This is a genomic window from Campylobacter concisus, assembly GCF_003048595.2.
GTDB lineage: Bacteria > Campylobacterota > Campylobacteria > Campylobacterales > Campylobacteraceae > Campylobacter_A > Campylobacter_A concisus_L.
Window position 1 is genome coordinate 881,499 of sequence record NZ_CP049270.1, and the last position, 21,619, is coordinate 903,117.

The following is a 21,619-nucleotide window of genomic DNA, read 5'->3' on the forward strand; positions in this document are numbered from 1 at the left end:
TCCTTTTTTTATTTTTTGTGATTTTACTTAAAATTTATAAAATTTTCTATCTCTTTTGAAATTAGCTCTATGCTTTTAGAAGCATCTATAAAAAGTGTATCAAAGTAGTTTTTGATAAGAATTTGCTTCATTAGGCTTTGCACTTTTAAAAGATATTCTAGGCCGCGAGCCTCGATCTTATCGCTTGTACCTCTACTTTTTAGGCGTGTACCTATTAGCTCATAGCTCGCCTCAAAAAAGATGATCTTATCTGCAAATTTATTATTTAGTGCAAATTTATTAAGCTCTAAAAGCACGTTCTCATCTAAGTTTTCATCATTTGCCAAAGCGTAGGCGATGCCAGAGATAAAGCCTCTGTCGCTTAAAATGAGCCTACCTAAATTTGGTTGGATCAGCTTTTCAAAATGCTCAGCTCTGTCAGCCAAAAAGAGTAAAATTTCAGCCCTTTTGCCTATTTTTATGCTCGAGCTTAGCAAAATTTCTCGCAGATTTTCACCTAGCTGCGTGCCACCTGGCTCTTTTGTGACAATGGCGTCAGGAAATTTAGAAGCTAAAATTTCTATCTGCGTGCTCTTGCCAACGCCATCTATGCCTTCAAACAAAACATACATTTTTACGCCTTTAAATTTTTAAGAATTTTTGCTGGCACTAGGTTGCTCACGTCGCCGTCGTGGCGTAAGACTGAGCGGACGATCGAGCTTGAGATGAAGGCGTTATTTAAGCTTGGCATAAGATAAACCGTCTCAAATTCGTCCCAAAGTGCTGCGTTTGCGTAGCCTATTTGTAGCTCATACTCAAAGTCACTAACCGCTCTAAGGCCCCTGATTACGGTGTTTATGCCGTGTGATTTAGCAAAATCAACAAGCAAGTTATCAAAGCCAAGCACGCTTACATTGTCAAGCTCACAAACTGCTTCTTTTGCCATCTCGATGCGTTTTTCATGTGTAAACATCGGCTGCTTGCTGTCACTTTTTGCAACTGCGACGATTACCTTATCAAAAATTTTCGTAGCCCTTATGATAACGTCTAAATGGCCGTTTGTGATGGGGTCAAAGGTCCCTGGATAGATGCAAGATTTTTTCAAATTTGCCACCTTTTGTAAAGATTATTTTCGATTTTTAAGGCATCAAGCCACTTGCCGATGATAAAATTTTCCATATCAAGAAGGCTCTTTATCTCTGCGTAGTAGCCTAAAACTGGGGGTGCGATGATAGCTCCAAGAGACGAGAGTAGCTGCATTTGAGAAAGCGCGATCGTAGAAAATGGCATCTCTCTAACGCCTAAAACAAGACCCTGTCTCTCTTTTAGTGCGACACTTGCGGCTCTTGTGATGAGCGTGTCGCTTATGCCGTTTGCAACTTTTGCTAGGGTGTTGGTAGAACAGGGCGCTATGATCATCGCCTCCGTGCCAAACGAGCCAGAAGCCGGGCCTGCACCAAGGTCTTGATCATCATAAATTTTCACACCAATATCATCTAAATTTAACTTCAAATTTTCCTCAGCCTCCAAGACTTTCATGGCATTTTTACTAACTATGACATGCGCCTCACAGCTATCTTTTGCAGCATTTATTAGCTTTAGAAAAAGCCCAGCCCCACTTGCTCCGGTGGCTGCAAAAACTACCTTTTTCATCTTATAACTGCCTCATCTTTGCCTGAAACTGTGGCCTGTAAAATTTTATTATCTTTTGTTCTTATCTTTATCATATCACCTAGATTTCCATCCTCAAGAGCCTTTACCTCAGCAATTATGTTAACTCCATCCTCGCTTAAAACTGCATTTAGCATTTGACCTTTTTTGACTAAGCTTATGGCGTTAAACTGACGCTTGGTTAAAATTTCACCACTTTTTATCTGCACTTTTGTTATAAGAGCTAAGCTATTTGAGCTAGAAAGTGCATCTTTTGGCCATTTGCCAAACTCGATCATCGTTGGCTGATAGTCAAGCAGGCTTAAAATGTGGTTTGTATTCATTGAATTTATTGCTATGAAGGCTGGCATCTTAGCGTTAAAGCTAAATTTAAAATAGATGCTTTTTAGACTCAGATCAACATCCTCAAATGATGCTCTAAATGTACCTTTTTGACTATTTTGATCACCTAAAAAGATATTTTTTAGGACAAGTTCTTTGAAATTTGCTGGAAGTTTATTTTGTGGACTGATGCTAAGATCGCTTATGCTGATACCAGGATATTCATCGCTAATTGATCTTAAAAATCGCATTTGAATCTCATCCATAATAGAGCAGTTTTTTACAAAAGCAACGCTTCCACCGCTTTTGTCATTATATGTTTTAAAATTTGCTGTTAGAATTTCATAGAGTTTTTTGCTATCTATCTTGGCTGCTCTTTTGCCCTCTAGGTTTAAAATTTCATTGTCTTCGCCTTCAAAGCCAAAAGTACTAAGTGAAATTTGGTCATTTACAACGCAATACATTGGATAGATGCTGACTTCATTTGCAAAAAGTTTTGTGGAAAGTAAAAAAATGAGCATAAAAAAGATGGAGCGGGAAACGAGATTCGAACTCGCGACCCCAACCTTGGCAAGGTTGTGCTCTACCCCTGAGCTATTCCCGCAATCAAAATGAAGTCCGCATTTTAACAGATTGTTTTTCATTTGTCAAGGATTATGGAAGTTTTATTAGTGAAATTTCATCATTTTTCAAAATTTCACTTTGATCTGGGCTGGTTATCAACACAAAATCACTCTTTAAGATATGTTTTATCATGCCTGAGCCATATTTTCCGCCGTCAGTTGCTTTAAATTTACCATCAGTTACATTGCCAAATACCGCATTTGCTCTGCCAGATTTTACCTTTAAATTTTCACCATTTACTGCTTTTTGCGTCACAAAACATTCGTCTTTTAAAAGTGGTAAAACAAGCATCATTAGGCATAGATATGCTGCCATTGGATTTCCAGGGAGCACAAAGACAAGCTTGCCATCTTTTTCATAAGCCTTACAAGGTCTGCCAGGTCTTATGTCAAGATGTGAGAAAATTTCGCTGTATCCAAGCTCGCTTAGAGCTATTTTCATAAAGTCGGCCTCACCAGCGCTTGCTCCGCCAGAGCAGATAACAATATCGTAGTGCGCAGCGTTTAAAAATGCCTCTTTTACGGCGCTAAGTTCATCTTTTATGATGCCAATATATGAGCTTTTTTGACTTATGGAGCTTAAAAGTGCGGTTATGCCAAAGGCATTTGCGTTGTAAATTTCATCTTCGCTCGCTCTTTGCCAAGGCTCAATGATCTCATTTCCGCTTGAGTAAACTGCAATGCTTGGCTGCTTTTTTACATCTATAAAGCTTATGCCCTGAGCCGCTAACATCATCACGCTTCTTGTATTTAAAATCTCACCACTTTTTAGGAGAATTTCGCCTATTTTCGCCTCTTCGCCTTTAAAGCGGTAGGCATCACCTTTTTTAAGCTTCTCTGGCGCTTTTACAAACTCGCCCTCAACGATGCAGTCTTCAAACCTCATGACCGTGTCAGCACCCTTTGGCATCTTAGCACCTGTCATTATCTTCACGCACTCATTTTTGCCGATGCTTAGCTGCTCTTTGTCGCCTGCAAAGGCGCTTGCGATGATCTTGTAAGGCTTATCTTTTTCATAAAATTTGACCGCAAATCCATCAAGCGCTGAGTTGTCAAAGCAAGGCAAGTCTTTGACTGCTATCACGTCATTTGCTAATGTTTTACCAAGAGCCTCACTAAGAGGTAAAATTTCACTCTCATTTTTTGGTTTAAATTTAGCTTTTAAAGCTTCAAGTGCATCATTTGCAAGCATTTTTACTCCTCAAGCCTAACAATATTTGCTCCAAGGCTTTTAAATTTCTCTTCCAGCCTCTCATAGCCTCTATCAAGGTGGTAAATTCTATGCACCAAGCTCTCGCCATTTGCGATGAGAGCGGCTAGTATTAGGGCTGAGCTAGCTCTAAGGTCAGTCGCCATCACGTCTGCTGCATTTAAATTTGCAGGGGCGTAAACGCTTGCGATATGTCCATTTAGGCGGATGTCAGCGCCCATTCTAGCTAGTTCACTAACGTGCATAAAGCGGTTTTCAAAAAGTCTCTCATCTATCGTGCTAACGCCATTTGCCGCAAGGCAAAGCGCCATAAATTGAGCTTGCATATCTGTCGGAAAGCCCGGATACTCGGTGGTTCTTATCTCTACTGGTTTTATCTCTTTTGCTGGCAATATCGTGATCTTGTCGCCATCTACTTCGATACCAAAGCCCATCTCTTCAAATTTATTTAAAATGGCTGTCATATGGGTTGCATTTGCCTTTGTGACTGAAATTTTGCTATTTGTTATAGCTCCAGCACAAAGGTATGTGCCAGCTTCGATCCTATCAGGGATGACCTCGATATCGCAAATTTCAAGTAACTTTTGACCGCTGCCAGTGATCTTTAGCTCGCTCGTGCCGATGCCTTCTATTTTAACGCCACTTTTTGCCAAAATTTCACAAATTTGCACCACTTCAGGCTCAAGTGCTACGTTAAAAAGCTCTGTCGTGCCGTGAGCTAGGGCTGCTGCCATGATGATATTTTCGCTGCCAGTTACGGTGATCTTATCAAAAACGATCTTTGCTCCTTTTAGTCCATTTGGTGCTGTTGCAACGACGTAGCCTTGCTTTATTTCGATATTTGCTCCCATTTTTTCGAGTGCATTTAGATGCAGATCAATAGGTCTTTGTCCGATCGCACATCCTCCAGGTAGGCTCACTTCGCAGTGTCCAAAGCGCGCTAGAAGCGGACCAAGTGTCAAGATAGAAGCGCGCATCTTTCTAACAATGTCGTAGTTTGCCGTTGTCGAATTTACACTGCTAGTGTCGATACTTAGCGAGTTTTCATCTTTAAATTCACACTTTGCTCCTAGATTAGTTAGCAGTTGGCAAAGCGTTTTTATATCAGCGACATTTGGGATATTTGTTAAATTTACACTTTTTTTTGCAAGTAAGGTTAGGGCGATAATCGGTAGAGCAGCATTTTTGGCACCGCTTATTTTTACTTCGCCACTTAATTTTGCATTTCCTTTTATCTTTAAATAGTGCATCATTGTTTTTTTGCCTTAAGAAAATATATTTTTTGCCGATATTATATTGCTTTTTAACTTAGAATAAAGAAAGCAAAGCACTATTTCCGGTTCATTTACGTTTAAAAGTTAAAATTGCAAACACTAAAATTTTGGATATAAATATGTCAAATTCAATAAATAAAAAAATCTTTTTTATGCTTAGTATTATATTTTTTACAGGTTGTTCTTTTACCTCTAATCAACCGACAACTCCGCAAAATGAAACAAATCAAACCGTAACTTCAAGTGTTGATTTTAGTGAGCAAATGATTGGTGAAATCATAGATGAAGATAATGATAGAGAAGATAAAAAATTTGGTTCTTTTTTTAAAAAATACCTAAATACAAGAGCTGGTGGTGATTGCTCAGGATTCGTTTCTATCGTAAATGCAAAGTATCAAAATATGTATTTTGATGAAAAGACAATAAATCGCTACTACGATAATGGCGGTAGAAAGTCAAAAGCGATCTATAATTTTTATGAAAGTAAGAATTTAATTACTCATAAAAATCCAAAAATAGGTGATCTTGTATTTTTCTCAAATACTCTTGGCAAGGGCGTTCAAAAAAATAAAGATAAGAAAAATATCACTCATGTTGGTATAGTTACGGCTGTTCTTGGCGATGAGACAGTAAAATTTATACATAATTCTGGCGGAAAGATAATTCATAGCTATATGAATCTAAAACAAAAAAATGTGCATCTAAAAGGAAATCAAGAGATAAATAGCTACCTTGTAAGATGTTCAAATTCAAGTTGCTTGGCAGCAAATAGATTTGCTGGATATGGCAAAGCAAAATAAACAGGAATTTTTACTAAAAACCTTTAAAAACAAATACTAGGCTCAAATTTTAAGCATTATTTATATAAATTTACACTTGTAAATGCAGATTTAAATAAAGAGAAAATATGAATTTTTTTGATGAAATTTGGGAAATTTTAAATGAAGGCGAGATTGGGCTTAAATTTTTAAAATTTGAGCTATTTTATGAGAAATTTAAACGAGATTTTAATATAAATTTTTACGAAAGCTCTAAGCCAAACGAGCTAATAACGCCTAGCTATGCAAAATTTTGTGAAGTAGTTAGCATGAAAGAGCTAAACAAAAAAGTAAAGCCAAAAGATAAAAATTTAAATTTTATCCATTCGGTAGCTCATATTGAATTTAGTGCTATTGATATCGCGCTTGATGCTTGTTATAGATTTAGAAATTTGCCAAGAGAATTTTATGAAGACTGGCTAGAAGTAGCTGAAGATGAGATCAGACACTTTTGTATGATAGAAAATTTGCTCTTAAAGCATGGCAGTAGATACGGCGAGCTAAGTGTGCATGATGGGCTTTTTATCGCACTTCAAAAGACTTCAAGTAGTCTAACTAGCCGTATGGCGCTACTGCCAAGATATATGGAGGCAAACGGCCTTGATGCAAACGCTCATATTATAAAAAGGCTAGAAGCTGAAGGCGGGCAAAAAGATCTAATAGAGTGCCTAAAAGTCATCTTAAAAGAGGAAGTCTCTCACGTTTATAAGGGTGATAAGTGGTTTAAATTTGCTTGCAAAAAAGAGGGCATAGACGAGAAAAGCTACTTTGATATTATCTTAAGTTTGTATCCAAATTCATTTAAAAATGTTAGAGAGATCAATGAACAAGATCGCTTAAAAGCTGGATTTAGCAAAGAAGAGCTTTGCTTGATAAAGAATTTCTCAAAGGAGAGATAGTGAGTAAAATTTATTTCATAAGACATTCAAAAGCGGTTGATGAGAATAAGGACGGAGCTAAAGATGCCTTAAGGGAGCTTAGTCAAAAAGGCAAAGAAGACGCTAAATTTATGGCAAATAGACTAAAAATGTATGATGTGATGCCAGGGGCTATCTTTTCAAGCAGCGCTAAAAGGTGCGAGCAAACGGCAAAGATTATCGCTAAAACTTTAAAATTTAAAGAAGAAATCGATCTTATAGATGAGCTTTATGATATAAGCTTTGAAGATCTTTTAAAATTTGTCAAAAATATAGATGAGAGTTTGGATGAGATTTTTATCATTACACATAACCCGAGCATTACCGAAATTTGCGAGTATTTAAGCGATTCATCAATAGACAATATCCCAACTTCTGGAATATTTTGCGTTGAGTTTGGATGTAAATTTAGTGAGTTAAAAGAGGGTAGTGCAAAAGCGTTATTTTTTGACCACCCCAAAAAACATCAAAGATAATTTAACACTTTAGTTTTTATCTTTAAAAATTTCGTTATATGAAGTAAAAATTTGCTCGCTTAGATCTTCTATTTTTTTAGACTTATCAACAAAATAATTTAAATTTTGTTCGTTGTAGCCAGAGGCTGACTTCTCGAGCAAGGGTTTGATTTCATTATTTAGCGACGCTGTAAGCTCTTTTGACTTATCAAAATTTTTATTTTGCTTGTGTTCGCTTATACTCTCGTTCTCGTACCAATCTAGCAGGCTTTGCGCTAAATCACGTATTTCTTCACTATATCCTTGTTCGTTTATAAGATCAGAGTACACTTTAGTTTTGTAGGCAATTTGCGAAATTTTTGCAATTATGGCAAAGGTTTTATTTTCGACATATTTTGATGTTTGAGCAGTATTTTGTGCGTTTGCATTAAACTCGCTCAATACCTTTTTGAAATTTTCTACATTTTGTGTTGTTAGTTTAGAAATTTCATCAATTTTTTTAGAATTTTCATCGATATCATTTACCTCTTGCTGAAGTGTTTTTATATTGACTTCTATGTCGCTTGCGGCTTTTTGTGTGTTTTCAGCTAGCTTTCTTACCTCATCAGCAACTACCGCAAAACCACGTCCGTGCTCTCCTGCACGAGCAGCTTCAATGGCGGCATTAAGAGCAAGCAGATTTGTCTGATCGGCAATATCTTTTATTAAATTTAAAACAGAGCTTATTTCAGAAGCCCTAGCGCTTAGCATGCCAGTAGCATTTGAGCAGCTTTGTACTAGACCATCAAGCTCTCCCATGTTTTGACTAAGCTCGACGATGTTTGACATATTTTCTCTTGCTATTTGTGCAGTTTGTCTAGCATCTGTTGCTGTTTGGCTTAGGTTTTTGATACTTTCATTTAGATCATCTCTTACATAATTTATACCACTTATACCGTTTCCAAGTTTGTCAAGCTCGCTTGATAGAAGACCTCTAACCTTGCTTTTTTGGCCGTCTTTTATACCTGTGACACCCTTGCTCATAGATATGGCATTTCGTTTAAATAAACCCCTAAACCCTTCTACAAATATATTTCTATATGTTTTCGAGTTTTGTGCAGCTTGGACTGAGGTTGAAATTTCACGTTGAAGCGCCTCAACTTGATCTAATAGATCATTTATGCCAAGGGCGACTTCATACATCTCGTCCTTTTCTCCAACATTTACAATGCGAGGCTCTAGTATGCCATTGCTTGCCGATTTGACAACACTTAAAATCTCATTTATTGCATTTGATTTTTTCTTAAACATATCTAGAACCTTTGCAAGTTATTTATAAATTCATCATAGCTTGTTGATTTTTCCTCAAGGAAATTTAACAGATACTTTTTAGATGCCTCGATACCGCCATCACGCTCTAGCTCAAGTAGTTTTGCATAAAGCGGTTTTATGATCTCTATTGCTTTTGCATTTGGTTTACGTCTAACAGAATAATATCCAACTACATTATCTTGTTGATCTAAAGAGGCGGTGATATTTCCAAATACCCAGTAGTATCCGCCATTAAGAGTTTTATTTTTAATAAAAGCAAACATTTCTTCTTTGTTTTGTATACGTTCCCAAAGTAGCTTAAAAATAACCCTTGGCATATCTGGGTGTCTTATGATGTTGTGCGGTTTGCCCAAAACATCGCCTTGTTTTACACCTACGATTTCTAAAAATGGCTCGTTGCAATAAGTGATTCTTCCTTTTGGATCAGTTTTTGAAACTAAAAATGCGTTCTCATCAACGCCATATTCTCTTTCTATAGGCATTTTACTCCTTTAAATGTTGATTTAATTTTTAACAGCTTTTGCCATATCCCACATTGGCATAAATATACCAAGGGCGAGCAAAAGCACCATAGCTGCGATAAATATTAGTAGTATCGGCTCAATATAGTTTGAAATATTATCAATAATATCATTAAATTTCACTCTATAATAATCAGTAACTTTTTGTGTCATGTCGTCTAAGCTACCACTTTGTTCGCCAGCACCTATCATCTGTATAAGCATACCCTCATAAAGTCCAGTTTGCCTAAAGGCCTCGGTTAAGCTTATGCCGCGGCCAACCAGTACTTTTACAGCAGTTAGCTTATTTCTTATGTCTTGATTTGAAACAGTTACAACGGCAGTATCTAGCGCATCAGCGATAGGAAGTCCCGCACGAACAAGCTCTGTAAAGATTAGATTAAACCTACTCATATTTGCAAAAAATATTATTTTGCCCACAAGATAGACTTTTAGTAGATATTTATCGACCTTATCCCTAAAATTTTCATCATTTGAATATTGCCTTTTTAGCAAAAAAGCAAATGCGACAAGAACAACTATTATGTATATACCATAATTGCTCATAATGTATTCAATGTTTAGTAAAATTTTAGTAGGAAGGGGGAGGTCAGCATTAAGCTGGCTAAAAATTTCTCGAAATTGTGGAACAACTGATGTCATAAGCACAATAAAAGCCAAAATTATAGAGCATATTACGGTTATTGGATACCTTATGGCTTTTTTAAATTTTTGCTGGTTATCCCAGACTTCTTGCAAGATAGAAGCTAGCTTTGATAATGCATCAGCCATATTACCAGTACTCTCTCCAAGCCTTACCATAGCGACAGTGACATCGCCTAGCTCTTCTTGAAAATTTTCTATACTTTGAGTTAAGCTAGCACCTTGATTTAGGTCTTCATCTAGTGTTTGAAATATTGTTTTTAGCCTTTTATCCTCAGTAGCATTTGCTGTCTCTTTTATGCCATCATGTATCGATATACCAGCATTAGTCATAACGCTAAGTTGCCTTATGGTAGCAACTAGAGCTGGAATTTTTACTTTTGAAGAAGAGAAAATTTTGTTAAATTTTTCTTGCAAGTCCAAAAAATCATTGTTGATGCTTGAGACCTGAGTTTCTTTTATCTTTACTATCATGCCTTGAATATTTGCACGATTTTTTACATCATTTTTGCTATTGGCCTTTAGGCTCATCTTTTGGCGTTTGCCATCTTTTATATATTCTATTTCGTAAAATTTCATATCTTGGCAACTCTATATACTTCTTCGATGGTTGTTACACCATTTGCTGCGCGTATAACGCCATCATGGAACATATCTATAAAGCCTTCGTCATAGGCGGCCTTTTTAAGCTCTTCTTTTGAAGCGTTATTTGCTACGATACTTGCTATGTGATCACTGATAGATAATATTTCGCTTATCATTTCACGCCCTAGATATCCGGTTTGTGAGCAGTGTTGGCAACCTACGCTTTTATAAAACTGATAATCTTCAGGGAGAAATTTCTTAATCTCATCAAGAGCTTTTTGAGATAGCGTGACTTTTTGTTTGCAATACGGACAAAGCTTTCTTACAAGCCTTTGAGCCTCAATGCAAACTAGTGCACCACTTACTAGATATGGCTCAATGCCCATATCAACCATACGAGGCAAAGCGCTAATAGCGTCATTTGTATGAAGTGTGGAAAAGACTAAGTGACCAGTTAGTGCCGCTTGAATCGCGATCCTAAGCGTCTCTTGATCTCTGATCTCACCTATCATAATAATGTCTGGATCTTGCCTTAAAATAGAGCGAAGAGCCGAGATAAAAGTAAGCCCAGCCTTTTCATTGACATGTACTTGTTGGATCATATTTAGCTGATACTCGACTGGATCTTCAACGGTAATAATCTTAGTTTTTACACTTTTTATATCATTTAATGCACCATAAAGTGTAGTCGTTTTTCCTGATCCTGTCGGACCAGTAACCAGGATAATGCCATAAGGTGCTTTCATACTCTTTTTAAATTTAGCAAAGTTATCTGGATGCATACCAAGGTCTTCAATGTTTATGATAACCTTTGATTTGTCCAAAATTCTTAAAACTATGCTTTCGCCGTTTAAAATAGGTAGCGTAGAGATACGAAAATCATACTCTTTATCTAAAATTTGAGCTGAAAATCTACCATCTTGTGGGCGGCGGCGCTCCGCGATGTCCATATTTGAAAGTAGCTTCATTCGGCTTACCATCGGCGGATAAATATCTTTATCAAATATAAATGTCTCACTTAGCATACCATCTATTCTGCTTCTTACGATACAGTTTGTCTCGGTTGGCTCGATATGAATATCGCTCGCTCTGCTTTGAATAGATGTTTTTAAAATTATCTCAATTAGTTTTAAAATTCCAGAGCTTTCTGTGCTTTGCCCTTGGCTGCTAGAGCTTGAAAGCTCTTTTCTGATCTCTGTAATAACGTCTTTAATGCTTTCATTAAGAGCTATTTTATTTATATATTTCTCTATCTGGGCTGGATCGGCGCAAGCTACTTTTAATAGCTTTCTGTTAAATAAATTTTGAACTTTATCTTGAATGATCACATCAAAAGGATTTTTAAAAGCTACATAAACGCTTATCTCATCTTCTTTTACGGGTATGGCGTTATATGATTTTAGCTGTGAGGTGCTTAACTTTTCACTGATACGGTAGTCGATATCTATATCATCAAGATCAAAAAATGTAATTTTAAATTTATCACATACATATTGAATAAAGCGCTTTTGATCTATCTGAAGACTAGTCGAAATTTCATCAATGTCAGTGTGTCCTCTTCTATAAATATCAGATAGAATTTCAAAAAAAATCTCTTCTTCTAGCATATTTTCTTCAAGCAAAATAGCCAAAAGACTTTTTTTATTTATCTTTTTTATCTCTATAATCTTTAAAATTTGCTCATCATTTAGTTTATTAAGTTGCTCTAATGTTTTTAGCGTTAAATTTTCTAAATTATTCATCTCTTCTCTTTATCTATACTCAATCTGCGAAGTAAGATCGTCATTTTTAAAAATTTTTAAAATCATTTTTGCAAAATTTGGGCTAACGATTGTACTAAGTTCATATCTTGTGTCTGAATTTGGCTCTTCAAAAATAAATACGCCAAGCTCCTCAACGTATTCTTTTTTTACAAATTTATCAAATATAAATGAAAGAATGTAATCGCTCTTTGGAAGTCTAATATAGCTTATATCAGCCCCATCCAAGATAGCATGAAGCAGTAACTTTTTTTTAAGCAATATATCTGCAAAATATGCTGCATTCTCTCTCGAGCTTTGTGTTTTTGATAGTTTGCTTGCTGGAAGAGCGAGCCTATCTATATCATTTGTTTTTAAGCAAGATATACCAAAGATATTAAGAAATTCTTCATTTTGTGAATCTTTTAATAGATCTTGTATTTTTTGATTACAAATTTTAGGATATTCAGCTTTTTCAAAATAACTTTTAATGTCAGCCATCCCAAGTGCAAAGGCATTTAATGATAAAAATATAACAAGCAAAAATTTCACAACGTATCGCTTTTTATCTTATTTATTAGCTCATTTATCTCGGGCTTATTTTTATTTTTATTATATTCTTCTAATGCGCGCAATGCGTCATCTTTTTGTTTTAGCATATATTTTGCCTTAGCAAACATGACCCAAGACTCCTCAATGCTACTATCTAAATTATTTGCCGATAGTGCCCATTTTATAGTGTCGCTATATCTTTTATCTTGATAGCATTTTCTTGCTATTTTAAGGGCGATTTCTGGATTTTTATTTTTATTAAAATCTTCTTTTAGCATAGAAATTTCATTGTTTTCACTTGAAATTTGAATATCAATTTTTGGCTTTGCCTTTGGTTCTAGTTCTATTACCTCTTCATTTGGTAGAGGCTGTCCATTTTGTATATTTTCATTTTCAGTTGGTAAATTTAGCTTTAGCCAACCGCCACCACTTCTTTGTTTTTTATCTGATGCCTGCCCTTTATTGTCTTCATTTAGTTTTATGGATTGTTCTAGCTTTTTAGCTATTTTCTCAGCAAGCTCATCTTGTTTTTTATCTGATTCAAACCTCTCTTTTGCCTGCTCGCTTTTTTGTTTGCCATCTTCCAAAATATTTTTGCTGACATTAGTTTCAGCAAAGGTTATGTTTTTTTCTTTTATATCTGTTTGTATTGTCAAATTTTTCTCAACTAAAGTTGGAGTATTGGTTGTCTCTTTTTTGTTTTTAACATTTGAGAAAAATAAAAAAGCACTAAAGATAAAAACAATTAGCAAGATCGTAATTATTAAAAGGCTTAGCTTTTTATGTGATAACAATTTTAAAAGGCTATTTTTATTCTTTTTTTCGTACTCTTCATAGAGCTTTTCTAGTCTTTGAATTTCTTGTAATTCAAGCATGAATTATTCCTGTATCAAGTGCAGACATTGTTAAAATTTTAATATTTGCGTCCTCGCTACTTAATTTTGATGGCTGATTTTGTTCATAATATTCACAAATTTCATAAAATTTATACATAATTTTATTTAGTGTGCGTAGATTTCCACAACAAAGCTCATAGACTTTGTCATAGTCTTTTTTCTGAAAATTTAGGTATTTATCGTAGCCTTTTTGTCCTATTTTTCTTTGTAAATAAACTATGATTTCATTCGTGTTTGCACTTCCAAGCTCTATGCTCTCCCAAATCCTAGTTTGAAAATAGTCCTTTGCTAACACATCTTCGTTTTCAGTTTTATGAATCGTAAATAAAAATTTAAATAATCTTGTATCGGCCATCAGCCTTATTTTTTCGATCAATTCAGTAGGATAAAGTTGTGCTTCATCCAAGATAACGACTATTTGGTTTTGTAAAATTTCATCTTTATTTTTAAATTCTTTTGAGTAGTGTGCAACAAAACTTTCAAAATTATTTATATTATCAAGTTTATTTCTGTATATATCTTCACAAAGAGCTTCTATAAATGTAGCCTCGCTAAAAAAAGGATGTGGGAAAAAAATTAATTTTTTATCCTTTTGAAGATCAGAGGCTATCTTGTTTAACAAAAAGGTCTTTCCACTACCAGGCTTGCCATAAAAAAGTATAAGCTTTAATGGCTTTTTTAGAGCCGAGACAATCTTATTGTAACAAGTGATTGAGTTATCTAGATTAACAAAATCAGCTACTTCGTCTTCGTTGATAAAGATATCTTTTATATCTGTATAAATATTCTTGTTATTCATAGATCGTTTTAGAAAAACCTAAGTCTTTTAATGATTGATTAAGTGGCTTTTTTTTGTCAAAATCAACCACATGAGGAGTGATGACAAAGATAAGCTCTGTTGTTTTTATATTGTCTCTTGTGCTTTTAAAGACACCACCTATAAGTGGGATATCAGAAAGAAGAGGTACAGAAGTATTATTTTTACCCTTTGTCTGGCCTATTAATCCACCAAGAATAATAGTATCACCGCTATCAACTTGAACAACAGTTGAAAGCTTCTTTTGCACTGTATCCGGAGCAATCTCTCTTAACGCATTTTGTCTTGTGTCGTCTTCAGCGTATTTAAAGTTACTAAGCGATGGATTGATTCGAAGCATGATTTTATTATTATCAGAAACTTCTGGTAGTAAATTTAATAATATGCCTATAAAAACAGAGTATTGTTTATAAGTAGTTGTTAGCCTATCACTATTGCTGTTTCCATTGTCAGTTTTTTGTTGAACACGGTAGTTTATGTTATCACCAACTGAGATTAGCGCTTGCTGATTATTAAGTGTTGTTACTTTTGGACTTGATATAACCTTTGTCTTTCCATTTGTTTCAAGAAAATTTATCATTCCATCAAGGCTAAAATTTAAATTAGCTGCAATATTTAATGTACGTCCAAATCCATCACTTAGGCTATTTCCTTTATTTGTCCAAGTAGCACTTGAGCTCGGATTGTTTCTTGAATTACCAATGTATGTATTAAACCCAAGTTCAAATTTACTCCAATCAACGCCTTGCTTGTATTCATTATTTAACTCAACTGAAATAATAGAAACATCAATAATTACTTGTTTTTTTAGTCTTTTTTGCATTTCATCTATATATTTCTCAACTCGCTTAAGTTGAGAAGGAGTGGCCGTAACAGTGATAAGGCCCGCATTTTGATTTATGATAGGATCAGGCGCTGTGATATGTTCGCTACTATTATTTAAAATAGCTTTAAGCTCAGCATCTAGTTTTTCCCAAAAGTCAAACCTTTCAGTAGTTTTTATAAGGTTGCTTGAGCCTTGAGAACTATCATCTTGGGAATTATCGCTACTACTTGAACCACTAGAAATTTCAGATGGAGTGGCATCCACTGAAGCTTGGGTGACAGCAGTTCCTTCTCTAATAGAAGTTATATAATCTAGTTTAAAAATTTGAGTTTTTAAAGATGAAATTTTTAATACATTATTTGAAAACTCGTAGCTTAAATTTTTCTCACTTAAAAGCAGGTCAAAAACTTCGCTAAGACTCATATTTCTGATATTAACGCCGAAAACTTTATCTTTTAGCTCTGTTTTGCTATAAGTATCCTTTGCAACAATACTAAAGTTACACATTTCTGAAAGCTGATTTAACACATCTACTAGCGCAACATCATCTGAAATTTTCATATTAAAATTATTGCTTAAACAACTACTCTCATTAGCACTAGCATAATTCATATTCAAGCAAATGAGTGCACCCATTATTAATATTTTACTTAATCTTAATCTCAACATTTTTACTTCCATTTTTTAAAATTAGCTCTTGTTTCTCATCACCTTTTACTAAAAAAACACTATTTTTAGTAATATTGGCTATTTTGTAACCATCAACAATATCACCGACAGCATACCACTTGGAATCAATATTTGCTTTGTTTAATAAAATTGCTTTTAAACTAAGCCCTTTTGAAGCCTGAGGGGCAATTGATAAATTTTGATCTGTTACCGTCTTGATAGGTTCTTGTTTAAAAGGATTTTTTATACTAGAAAGCTCAATATCGCTAAGACCGCTTCTTTTTTCCTTTATTTTTTCAAAAATTTTATCATAAGAGTCCATTTCCTCTTGAAGCTGATTAGCAAAAGCAATATTTAAAAATAAAAAAGCCAATAAGATTTTTATTTTCATTAGTATTTCATCCCCCAAACAGATATTGAGATCTTAGCGCCAAGCTCTTTTTGGGTAGAATTTACATCCATTTTATGAAGATCAACTACTAGCTTTGATTCTTCAAGGCCATTTATATATGAAATCATATCTTTAAAACCTCCCAAAAATGTCAAGTCAATATTTAAAATTTGCTCAATCTTTTGGAAATTTGGCTCTTTTATATCGCTTTTTAACTCTAAAATTTTTATATTATTTTGCTTTGCTAAAGATACGATGTTGTCTAAAAAATTTGCCCAATTTTGATCGTTAAATAATAAAAACGATAGTTCTTTTAGCTTTGAATCAAAATGAGCATTAAATTTTAAAACGCTAGAATATTTGCCTTTTAGCGCTTCAAGTATTTTGAACTCTTCATTTATTTTAAAATTTTTATCCCCACTAGGTGAGCTAGTCGATCTTAAATAATCTCTTGCTCTTGAAAGATCATTGCTAATTTTAGTATGCGAATTAAATCTTTCATCATAAAAATCTTGCGACGGATCAAAGCAAAGCATATAAACAATATAAATAATAATTAAAGCTGAACCCAAAAAAATTATATTTGTTTCACTTTGTTTTTTTGCGTCAAAATACTTATCTATTTTACTTAAAACGTCTTGTCTCATTGTCTAATCTCTATACTTATATTGCTTTCATACTCGTTGTTTTGCCTATCTTCTTTAATTTTTTTTGTATTTACTGAATATTTAGGCATCTTGCTAATATCTTTTATTAGCTGCGTAATCCTTTTTTCATTATCGCTAACAACTGTTACTGTTAAATTTTTATCGTTGTTTTTAATATTTGTTATAAAAATGCTATTGTTGTTTATCATATCTGTAATTTCAAAAAGATTTAAACCTTTCATTACGTAGTGATCTTTTTTGTTTTCAATTTCTTGAAGCAACCCTTTTCTAAAATTTAACTTCTCTTCCTCTTTATCAGTTAATCCTTTTATATCATTTTGCTCTTTTTTTAGTCTTTCAAGAGTACTTCTTATTTGTGCTGCTTGCGCATTAAGCACATCAAGCTCATCACTTAGTCTTTGCGAATCTGCCTCTAAAATACTGCCAGCTATATAATTATAAAGAGGATAGGACATGCTTAGGCAAAAAGTAGCGGCACACGTCAGTATAAATTTACCGCTTTTTCTTTTTGTAAACGGATCAGGCCTAAGCAAATTTGAGAAGTTAAAATCAGCATTAAAGGACTCTTTTTTATAAAAATTTGCATACAAAGCCATCATATTATGTCGTTCACTAATGGCTAAATTTTTAGAATTTATTACAGTGCTTGTATTTAATTTCGTAGCATTTGTGCCGAGCTTTGTATTGATAAATTTTTCAAAACGTTCTATTTTATAGTCACAGTCAATATAGATATTTTTTATATTTATGCTGTAAATTCTATTAACAACATTTATCGTGTCATTTACGTAAAATATATAGTCCTCAAAAACAGTATTTAGATCGTAGCTAAAGCCTTCTTCATTGCTATCTAAAAGCCCTCTTGTTTTTAGGATATTTGAAAAGCTTTCTAGACTTACTCTTTCGCCACTTTGCTCTATAAATTTATCTTTTAGATAATTTAGTGTGTATCTTAAACCTCTTGATGTAAGATATTCTCCATTTACATAAATGCTTATAAATGCTTCATCGGCCCTAAATGTCAAAAAACAATCACTCTGAGTGCTAGGAAGTAAGCCTTTTTTATATATAGCACTATATAAAAGCGGTTCTACAACGACATAATCTATAAAAGGGACTCTTTTAGAAATATTTTTAAAAATTTTATTTATCGTTTCATTTGTAGCAATAAAAACATTAAAAATTCTATCTTCTTTTTCAACATTGCTTTCAAAATAAACTATTTTATAGTCAATCGCAGGATCAAGAGAGAGCTCTTCGTAAATTTTGATAGAGATATTGTTTTCAATATCCTCATCATCTATTGTTCTTGAGATGTTTATGGTGGCTGTTATTATATCTTTGTACTCGATATAAGATATAAAAAAGTCTCGCTTTAGAATATTCTTTGAAAGACTTAGTGTATCAACATTGCTATTAGAAAATCTAAAACCTTCGTATTCATAAGGATTTAGCGTAACAATGGGAGTATCGTTAATTTTTTTAAGTTTTAGCACAAATTTACCTCATACAGCTCTAATTGGATCGTATTTTAATGTTTTTCAAACAAAAAATCAATAGCCAATTATTTTATTAAGGCTCTTTTCTTCTTTACTCCAGCCTTTCTTAACGACTACATCGAGTTTTAAAAAGACCTTTGATCCGGTTAAATTTTGTATTAACTTTCTTGCAAAAATTCCTATTCGTTTTATCGTTTCACCATTTTTACCGATGATCATACTTTTATGGATTTCACGCTCAGTGATGATAATTGCAAAAATTTCAGTAATGCATGGCTTTTCTTTTACACTTTTTATTATTGCTTCGCTAAGATATGGGATCTCGTCGCTTAAATTTTCATAGATCGCTTCAAGTATAAATTCTCTAAAAATTTCCTTCTCATTTGTTGAAGTAAGAAATTCTGGATCGTAAAAATACTCATGCTCTGGCAACAGCTTGCAAATTTCATCAAGAAGTGGCTTTTTATAGGTAGGCTGCTTGGTACTAAAAGTAAGCAGGGCTGCAAATTTATCTTGAAATTTTTGATATTGGGTGATCTTTTCTAAGACTTTCGCATTTGAGCTCTCATCGACTTTTGTTAGCACTAAGATGTGTGGTTTTTCAGGATTTAGAGCTAGAAATTTCTTATAGTCACTTGTATCATCATGAATAGGCGCTAAAAATACGATGAGATCGCAGTCTCCCATCGATTTTATCGCTTGACTAATTAGTAGTTGATTTATCGCCTTGTTGCTTTCATGAAGTCCTGGCGTGTCGGTGAAGATGATTTGATCTTTACCATTCATAACTATACCATTTATCTTTCTACGAGTCGCATTTTGTTTGTGCGAGACGATAGCGATCTTTTCGTTCAACAAGGCATTTAAAAATGAGCTTTTGCCAGCATTTGTGCGTCCTATGATGCTAACAAAGCCTGATTTCAAAGTATGTACCTCGCTAGATCTTGATCTTCTACTACATCTTTTAGGCGCTCTTTTACGAGCTCTTTTGTCACACTTATCTTCTCGCCGCTCTTTTCGCTAGCCTCAAAGCTGATATCTTCTATCACGCGCTCGATCACCGTATGAAGGCGTCTAGCACCGATATCTTCCATCTTTTCATTTGCAGCGTGAGCTATCCTAGCTATCTCTTTTATCGCTTCATCGTCAAATTCTAGCTCAACATTTTCAGTTGAAAGAAGTGCGATATATTGTTTTAAAAGCGAATTTTTTGGCTGGGTTAAAATTTGATAAAGCGCGTCCTCATCAAGGCTATCAAGCTCGACTCTTAGCGGGAAACGGCCTTGAAGCTCAGGGATTAGATCGCTTGGTTTGCTTATGTGAAAGGCACCAGCAGCGATAAATAAAATATGATCTGTCTTTAAATTTCCAAATTTGGTATTTACATTTGAGCCCTCAACGATAGGTAGCAAGTCTCTTTGTACGCCTTCTTTGCTAGGATCTTGCCTGTTTGAGCTACCCGAACCAACAGCTACTTTATCTATCTCATCTATAAAGATGATGCCTTCGTTTTCGGCTCTTCTTAAAGCCTCAGTTTTTATGCTCTCGATATCTAAAATTTTATCATTTGCCTCGCTTTGAAGGGCTTTTTTGGCGTCTTTTACCTTCATCTCTTTTTTGATGTTTTTACCACCGATGCCAATTATCTTTATAAAGCTCTCTTGCATCTGCGCCATATCAGGTGGTACGTTTGAGCCAGCTTCAAGCGGATTTTGCTGTACCTCGATCTCGATGCTTAGCTCGTTAAGCTCGCCATTTCTTAGCCTATTTAGCATCTTCTCATAGCTCTTAGCGTATTCTGCTTGCTTCTCCTCGCTTGCCCCTTTTGGAAGTGGCGGAAGTAGTTTTGAGACGATCTTTTCTTCGATGTAGGCGTTGATTTTGTCTTGATTTTTCTCGCTTTGCTCATTTTTTACGAGATTATATGAGGCCATAGCAAGGTCTCTTACCATGCTCTCAACATCGCGACCAACAAAGCCAACTTCAGTATATTTGCTAGCCTCGACCTTTATAAATGGCAGTCCCATCATCTTTGAAAGACGCCTTGCGATCTCAGTTTTACCAACGCCAGTTGAGCCGATCATCAAGATATTTTTTGGCATGATGTCATCTTGCAAGCTCTTTTCAAGCTTCATACGGCGGTAGCGGTTGCGAAGTGCGATAGCTATGATCTTTTTGGCATCCTTTTGACCGATCACATAGTCATCTAAAAATTTAACAATTTCTCTTGGTATTAAGTTCATTCTCTCTCTTATTCTAAAACATAAGTTTTGATGTTTGTATTTGTATAGATGCAAATTTCGCCGGCGATCTTGAGGCTCTCTTTGACTAGCTCCTCTTCGTCGATATCGGCAAATTTATCTAAAGCACGGGCTGCTGAAAGAGCGTAGTTGCCGCCACTTCCGATAGCTGCTATCTTGCCATCTTCAGGTTCTACTACATCTCCAGTGCCACTAAGTAAGAAAATTTTATCCCTATCAAGCACGAGCATCATAGCTTCAAGCTTCCTTAGATACTTGTCTTTACGCCACTCTTTGCTAAATTCTATCACCGCCTTTAGCAAATCGCCCTTTGTATGCTCTAAATTTTTCTCAAACATATCAAAGAGATTAAACGCGTCAGCGGTGCTACCAGCAAAGCCAGCTAGAACTTTGCCATTATGAATTTTACGAATTTTTACGGCATTGCCTTTTAAGACGGTATTTCCAAAGCTCACCTGTCCGTCGCCGCCGATGACTGACTTGTTTTTGCCTTTGTAGGCTAAGATGGTTGTAGCATGAAACATCTACTCTCCTTGCACATCAACCTTTAAGCTCGCATTTATCGAGTGTCCAAGCTTTACATGAACGTCATAAAGACCTACCGCTTTTAGATGCGTATCCATATCGATCGCTTTTTTCTCGACAACTAAATGATGCGTTTTTTCAAGCTCTGCTGCGATCTCCTCTTTTGAGACCGAACCAAAAAGCGAGCCATTTGCGCCAAGAGTTTTTTTGATGACGACTGTCACTTTTGCAAGCTCTTCTTTTAGTTTTTCTAAATTTGCGATCTCATATTTTAGCTCTTCAGCCTTTCTTTTTTGAGCTGCTTCATATTGACGAAGAACATCTGGAGTGGCTGCTTTTGCAAAGCCTTTGCCGATTAAGAAGTTATTACCGTAGCCGTCTTTTACCTCTTTTATCTCGCCAGCTTTTCCAAGTCCTTTTACATCTTTTATTAATAATACTTTCATTTT

At 34.9% G+C, this 21,619-nt stretch carries 24 protein-coding genes and 1 tRNA gene; 3 read left to right on the forward strand and 22 right to left on the reverse strand.

Going from position 1 to position 21,619, the window contains the following annotated elements:
- Positions 1-23: 23 nt before the first annotated feature.
- From tmk to murA, 7 genes are all read right to left on the reverse strand, one after another.
- A complete protein-coding gene (gene tmk / locus CVT15_RS04510; protein ID WP_103576837.1) occupies positions 24-611 on the reverse strand; it encodes a dTMP kinase in 588 nt (195 codons plus the stop codon).
- 2 nt (positions 612-613) lie between these two features.
- Positions 614-1,084, reverse strand: coding sequence for a pantetheine-phosphate adenylyltransferase (coaD, locus tag CVT15_RS04515; RefSeq protein WP_103576836.1), 471 nt, complete (start codon positions 1,082-1,084; stop codon positions 614-616).
- Positions 1,081-1,632 (reverse strand): UbiX family flavin prenyltransferase, encoded by a 552-nt coding sequence (locus CVT15_RS04520; RefSeq protein WP_103576835.1) that lies wholly within the window; start codon positions 1,630-1,632, stop codon positions 1,081-1,083. The genes coaD and CVT15_RS04520 overlap by 4 nt, the downstream gene beginning before the upstream one ends.
- On the reverse strand, positions 1,629-2,435 hold the full coding sequence (gene flgA, locus CVT15_RS04525; protein WP_103576849.1) for a flagellar basal body P-ring formation chaperone FlgA: 807 nt from the start codon (positions 2,433-2,435) through the stop codon (positions 1,629-1,631). Before flgA ends, CVT15_RS04520 begins: the two co-directional genes overlap by 4 nt.
- A gap of 65 nt (positions 2,436-2,500) precedes the next feature.
- Positions 2,501-2,575 (reverse strand) — tRNA-Gly (locus CVT15_RS04530).
- Between the two features lie 50 nt (positions 2,576-2,625).
- Positions 2,626-3,786: a molybdopterin molybdotransferase MoeA gene (locus tag CVT15_RS04535; RefSeq protein ID WP_103576834.1), complete on the reverse strand. Its 1,161-nt coding sequence runs from the start codon at positions 3,784-3,786 to the stop codon at positions 2,626-2,628.
- 2 nt (positions 3,787-3,788) lie between these two features.
- Positions 3,789-5,057 carry a UDP-N-acetylglucosamine 1-carboxyvinyltransferase gene (gene murA / locus CVT15_RS04540; protein WP_103576833.1) on the reverse strand — a complete coding sequence of 423 codons (1,269 nt, stop codon included), beginning with the start codon at positions 5,055-5,057 and terminating at the stop codon, positions 3,789-3,791.
- Positions 5,058-5,230: 173 nt separating this feature from the next.
- Here murA and CVT15_RS04545 point away from each other — a divergent pair, with 173 nt between their 5' ends.
- From CVT15_RS04545 to CVT15_RS04555, 3 genes are all read left to right on the forward strand, one after another.
- Positions 5,231-5,878 (forward strand): NlpC/P60 family protein, encoded by a 648-nt coding sequence (locus CVT15_RS04545; protein ID WP_180998536.1) that lies wholly within the window; start codon positions 5,231-5,233, stop codon positions 5,876-5,878.
- A 107-nt stretch (positions 5,879-5,985) separates the two neighbouring features.
- A complete protein-coding gene (locus tag CVT15_RS04550) occupies positions 5,986-6,795 on the forward strand; it encodes a ferritin-like domain-containing protein (protein ID WP_103576831.1) in 810 nt (269 codons plus the stop codon).
- Entirely contained in the window at positions 6,795-7,289 is a 495-nt protein-coding gene (locus CVT15_RS04555; RefSeq protein ID WP_103576830.1) for a SixA phosphatase family protein, read from the forward strand. The genes CVT15_RS04550 and CVT15_RS04555 overlap by 1 nt, the downstream gene beginning before the upstream one ends.
- A gap of 9 nt (positions 7,290-7,298) precedes the next feature.
- Here the strand turns inward: CVT15_RS04555 and CVT15_RS04560 are convergent, their stop codons facing one another.
- From CVT15_RS04560 to rplI, 15 genes are read right to left on the reverse strand one after another with little or no spacing between them, the layout of a single operon-like run.
- On the reverse strand, positions 7,299-8,558 hold the full coding sequence (locus CVT15_RS04560) for a methyl-accepting chemotaxis protein (protein WP_103576829.1): 1,260 nt from the start codon (positions 8,556-8,558) through the stop codon (positions 7,299-7,301).
- 2 nt (positions 8,559-8,560) lie between these two features.
- Positions 8,561-9,061 (reverse strand): PAS domain-containing protein, encoded by a 501-nt coding sequence (locus tag CVT15_RS04565; protein WP_107898068.1) that lies wholly within the window; start codon positions 9,059-9,061, stop codon positions 8,561-8,563.
- Between the two features lie 21 nt (positions 9,062-9,082).
- Entirely contained in the window at positions 9,083-10,321 is a 1,239-nt protein-coding gene (locus CVT15_RS04570) for a type II secretion system F family protein (protein ID WP_072594213.1), read from the reverse strand.
- Positions 10,318-12,069: a GspE/PulE family protein gene (locus tag CVT15_RS04575; protein ID WP_087580060.1), complete on the reverse strand. Its 1,752-nt coding sequence runs from the start codon at positions 12,067-12,069 to the stop codon at positions 10,318-10,320. Before CVT15_RS04575 ends, CVT15_RS04570 begins: the two co-directional genes overlap by 4 nt.
- Positions 12,070-12,078: 9 nt before the next feature.
- Positions 12,079-12,618: a hypothetical protein gene (locus CVT15_RS04580; RefSeq protein ID WP_107898067.1), complete on the reverse strand. Its 540-nt coding sequence runs from the start codon at positions 12,616-12,618 to the stop codon at positions 12,079-12,081.
- Complete coding sequence (locus CVT15_RS04585) at positions 12,615-13,493, reverse strand: transformation system protein (RefSeq protein WP_107898066.1); 879 nt, start codon at positions 13,491-13,493, stop codon at positions 12,615-12,617. The genes CVT15_RS04580 and CVT15_RS04585 overlap by 4 nt, the downstream gene beginning before the upstream one ends.
- The gene (locus tag CVT15_RS04590) at positions 13,486-14,313 is read right to left on the reverse strand and encodes an ATP-binding protein (protein ID WP_107898065.1); all 828 of its coding nucleotides are present in this window, start codon (positions 14,311-14,313) and stop codon (positions 13,486-13,488) included. The genes CVT15_RS04585 and CVT15_RS04590 overlap by 8 nt, the downstream gene beginning before the upstream one ends.
- The gene (mshL, locus tag CVT15_RS04595) at positions 14,306-15,826 is read right to left on the reverse strand and encodes a pilus (MSHA type) biogenesis protein MshL (RefSeq protein ID WP_103577494.1); all 1,521 of its coding nucleotides are present in this window, start codon (positions 15,824-15,826) and stop codon (positions 14,306-14,308) included. The genes CVT15_RS04590 and mshL overlap by 8 nt, the downstream gene beginning before the upstream one ends.
- The gene (locus tag CVT15_RS04600) at positions 15,804-16,217 is read right to left on the reverse strand and encodes a hypothetical protein (protein WP_180998646.1); all 414 of its coding nucleotides are present in this window, start codon (positions 16,215-16,217) and stop codon (positions 15,804-15,806) included. Before CVT15_RS04600 ends, mshL begins: the two co-directional genes overlap by 23 nt.
- Positions 16,217-16,864, reverse strand: coding sequence for a pilus assembly protein PilO (locus CVT15_RS04605; protein WP_103576313.1), 648 nt, complete (start codon positions 16,862-16,864; stop codon positions 16,217-16,219). The genes CVT15_RS04600 and CVT15_RS04605 overlap by 1 nt, the downstream gene beginning before the upstream one ends.
- Positions 16,861-18,381, reverse strand: coding sequence for a C4-dicarboxylate ABC transporter (locus CVT15_RS04610; RefSeq protein WP_103576312.1), 1,521 nt, complete (start codon positions 18,379-18,381; stop codon positions 16,861-16,863). The genes CVT15_RS04605 and CVT15_RS04610 overlap by 4 nt, the downstream gene beginning before the upstream one ends.
- Before the next feature lie 57 nt (positions 18,382-18,438).
- Complete coding sequence (gene era / locus CVT15_RS04615; RefSeq protein ID WP_087585880.1) at positions 18,439-19,308, reverse strand: GTPase Era; 870 nt, start codon at positions 19,306-19,308, stop codon at positions 18,439-18,441.
- On the reverse strand, positions 19,305-20,627 hold the full coding sequence (gene hslU, locus CVT15_RS04620; RefSeq protein ID WP_107898064.1) for an HslU--HslV peptidase ATPase subunit: 1,323 nt from the start codon (positions 20,625-20,627) through the stop codon (positions 19,305-19,307). The genes era and hslU overlap by 4 nt, the downstream gene beginning before the upstream one ends.
- Positions 20,628-20,635: 8 nt before the next feature.
- Positions 20,636-21,169: an ATP-dependent protease subunit HslV gene (gene hslV, locus CVT15_RS04625; protein ID WP_021084582.1), complete on the reverse strand. Its 534-nt coding sequence runs from the start codon at positions 21,167-21,169 to the stop codon at positions 20,636-20,638.
- Entirely contained in the window at positions 21,170-21,616 is a 447-nt protein-coding gene (gene rplI / locus CVT15_RS04630) for a 50S ribosomal protein L9 (protein WP_103576310.1), read from the reverse strand. It abuts the gene before it with no gap.
- Between the last annotated feature and the right edge of the window lie 3 nt (positions 21,617-21,619).

Excerpts from the sequence above, each read along its gene's own strand:
- CVT15_RS04600 (WP_180998646.1), bottom strand. The coding sequence starts at position 16,217 with ATGAAAATAAAAATCTTATTGGCTTTTTTATTTTTAAATATTGCTTTT.
- tmk (WP_103576837.1), bottom strand. The coding sequence starts at position 611 with ATGTATGTTTTGTTTGAAGGCATAGATGGCGTTGGCAAGAGCACGCAG.
- hslU (WP_107898064.1), bottom strand. The coding sequence starts at position 20,627 with ATGAACTTAATACCAAGAGAAATTGTTAAATTTTTAGATGACTATGTG.
- CVT15_RS04550 (WP_103576831.1), top strand. The coding sequence starts at position 5,986 with ATGAATTTTTTTGATGAAATTTGGGAAATTTTAAATGAAGGCGAGATT.
- hslV (WP_021084582.1), bottom strand. The coding sequence starts at position 21,169 with ATGTTTCATGCTACAACCATCTTAGCCTACAAAGGCAAAAACAAGTCA.
- murA (WP_103576833.1), bottom strand. The coding sequence starts at position 5,057 with ATGATGCACTATTTAAAGATAAAAGGAAATGCAAAATTAAGTGGCGAA.
- CVT15_RS04575 (WP_087580060.1), bottom strand. The coding sequence starts at position 12,069 with ATGAATAATTTAGAAAATTTAACGCTAAAAACATTAGAGCAACTTAAT.
- CVT15_RS04605 (WP_103576313.1), bottom strand. The coding sequence starts at position 16,864 with ATGAGACAAGACGTTTTAAGTAAAATAGATAAGTATTTTGACGCAAAA.
- CVT15_RS04585 (WP_107898066.1), bottom strand. The coding sequence starts at position 13,493 with ATGCTTGAATTACAAGAAATTCAAAGACTAGAAAAGCTCTATGAAGAG.
- flgA (WP_103576849.1), bottom strand. The coding sequence starts at position 2,435 with ATGTATTGCGTTGTAAATGACCAAATTTCACTTAGTACTTTTGGCTTT.
- CVT15_RS04560 (WP_103576829.1), bottom strand. The coding sequence starts at position 8,558 with ATGTTTAAGAAAAAATCAAATGCAATAAATGAGATTTTAAGTGTTGTC.
- CVT15_RS04570 (WP_072594213.1), bottom strand. The coding sequence starts at position 10,321 with ATGAAATTTTACGAAATAGAATATATAAAAGATGGCAAACGCCAAAAG.
- CVT15_RS04535 (WP_103576834.1), bottom strand. The coding sequence starts at position 3,786 with ATGCTTGCAAATGATGCACTTGAAGCTTTAAAAGCTAAATTTAAACCA.
- mshL (WP_103577494.1), bottom strand. The coding sequence starts at position 15,826 with ATGTTGAGATTAAGATTAAGTAAAATATTAATAATGGGTGCACTCATT.
- CVT15_RS04520 (WP_103576835.1), bottom strand. The coding sequence starts at position 1,632 with ATGAAAAAGGTAGTTTTTGCAGCCACCGGAGCAAGTGGGGCTGGGCTT.
- CVT15_RS04565 (WP_107898068.1), bottom strand. The coding sequence starts at position 9,061 with ATGCCTATAGAAAGAGAATATGGCGTTGATGAGAACGCATTTTTAGTT.
- CVT15_RS04590 (WP_107898065.1), bottom strand. The coding sequence starts at position 14,313 with ATGAATAACAAGAATATTTATACAGATATAAAAGATATCTTTATCAAC.
- CVT15_RS04545 (WP_180998536.1), top strand. The coding sequence starts at position 5,231 with ATGCTTAGTATTATATTTTTTACAGGTTGTTCTTTTACCTCTAATCAA.
- rplI (WP_103576310.1), bottom strand. The coding sequence starts at position 21,616 with ATGAAAGTATTATTAATAAAAGATGTAAAAGGACTTGGAAAAGCTGGC.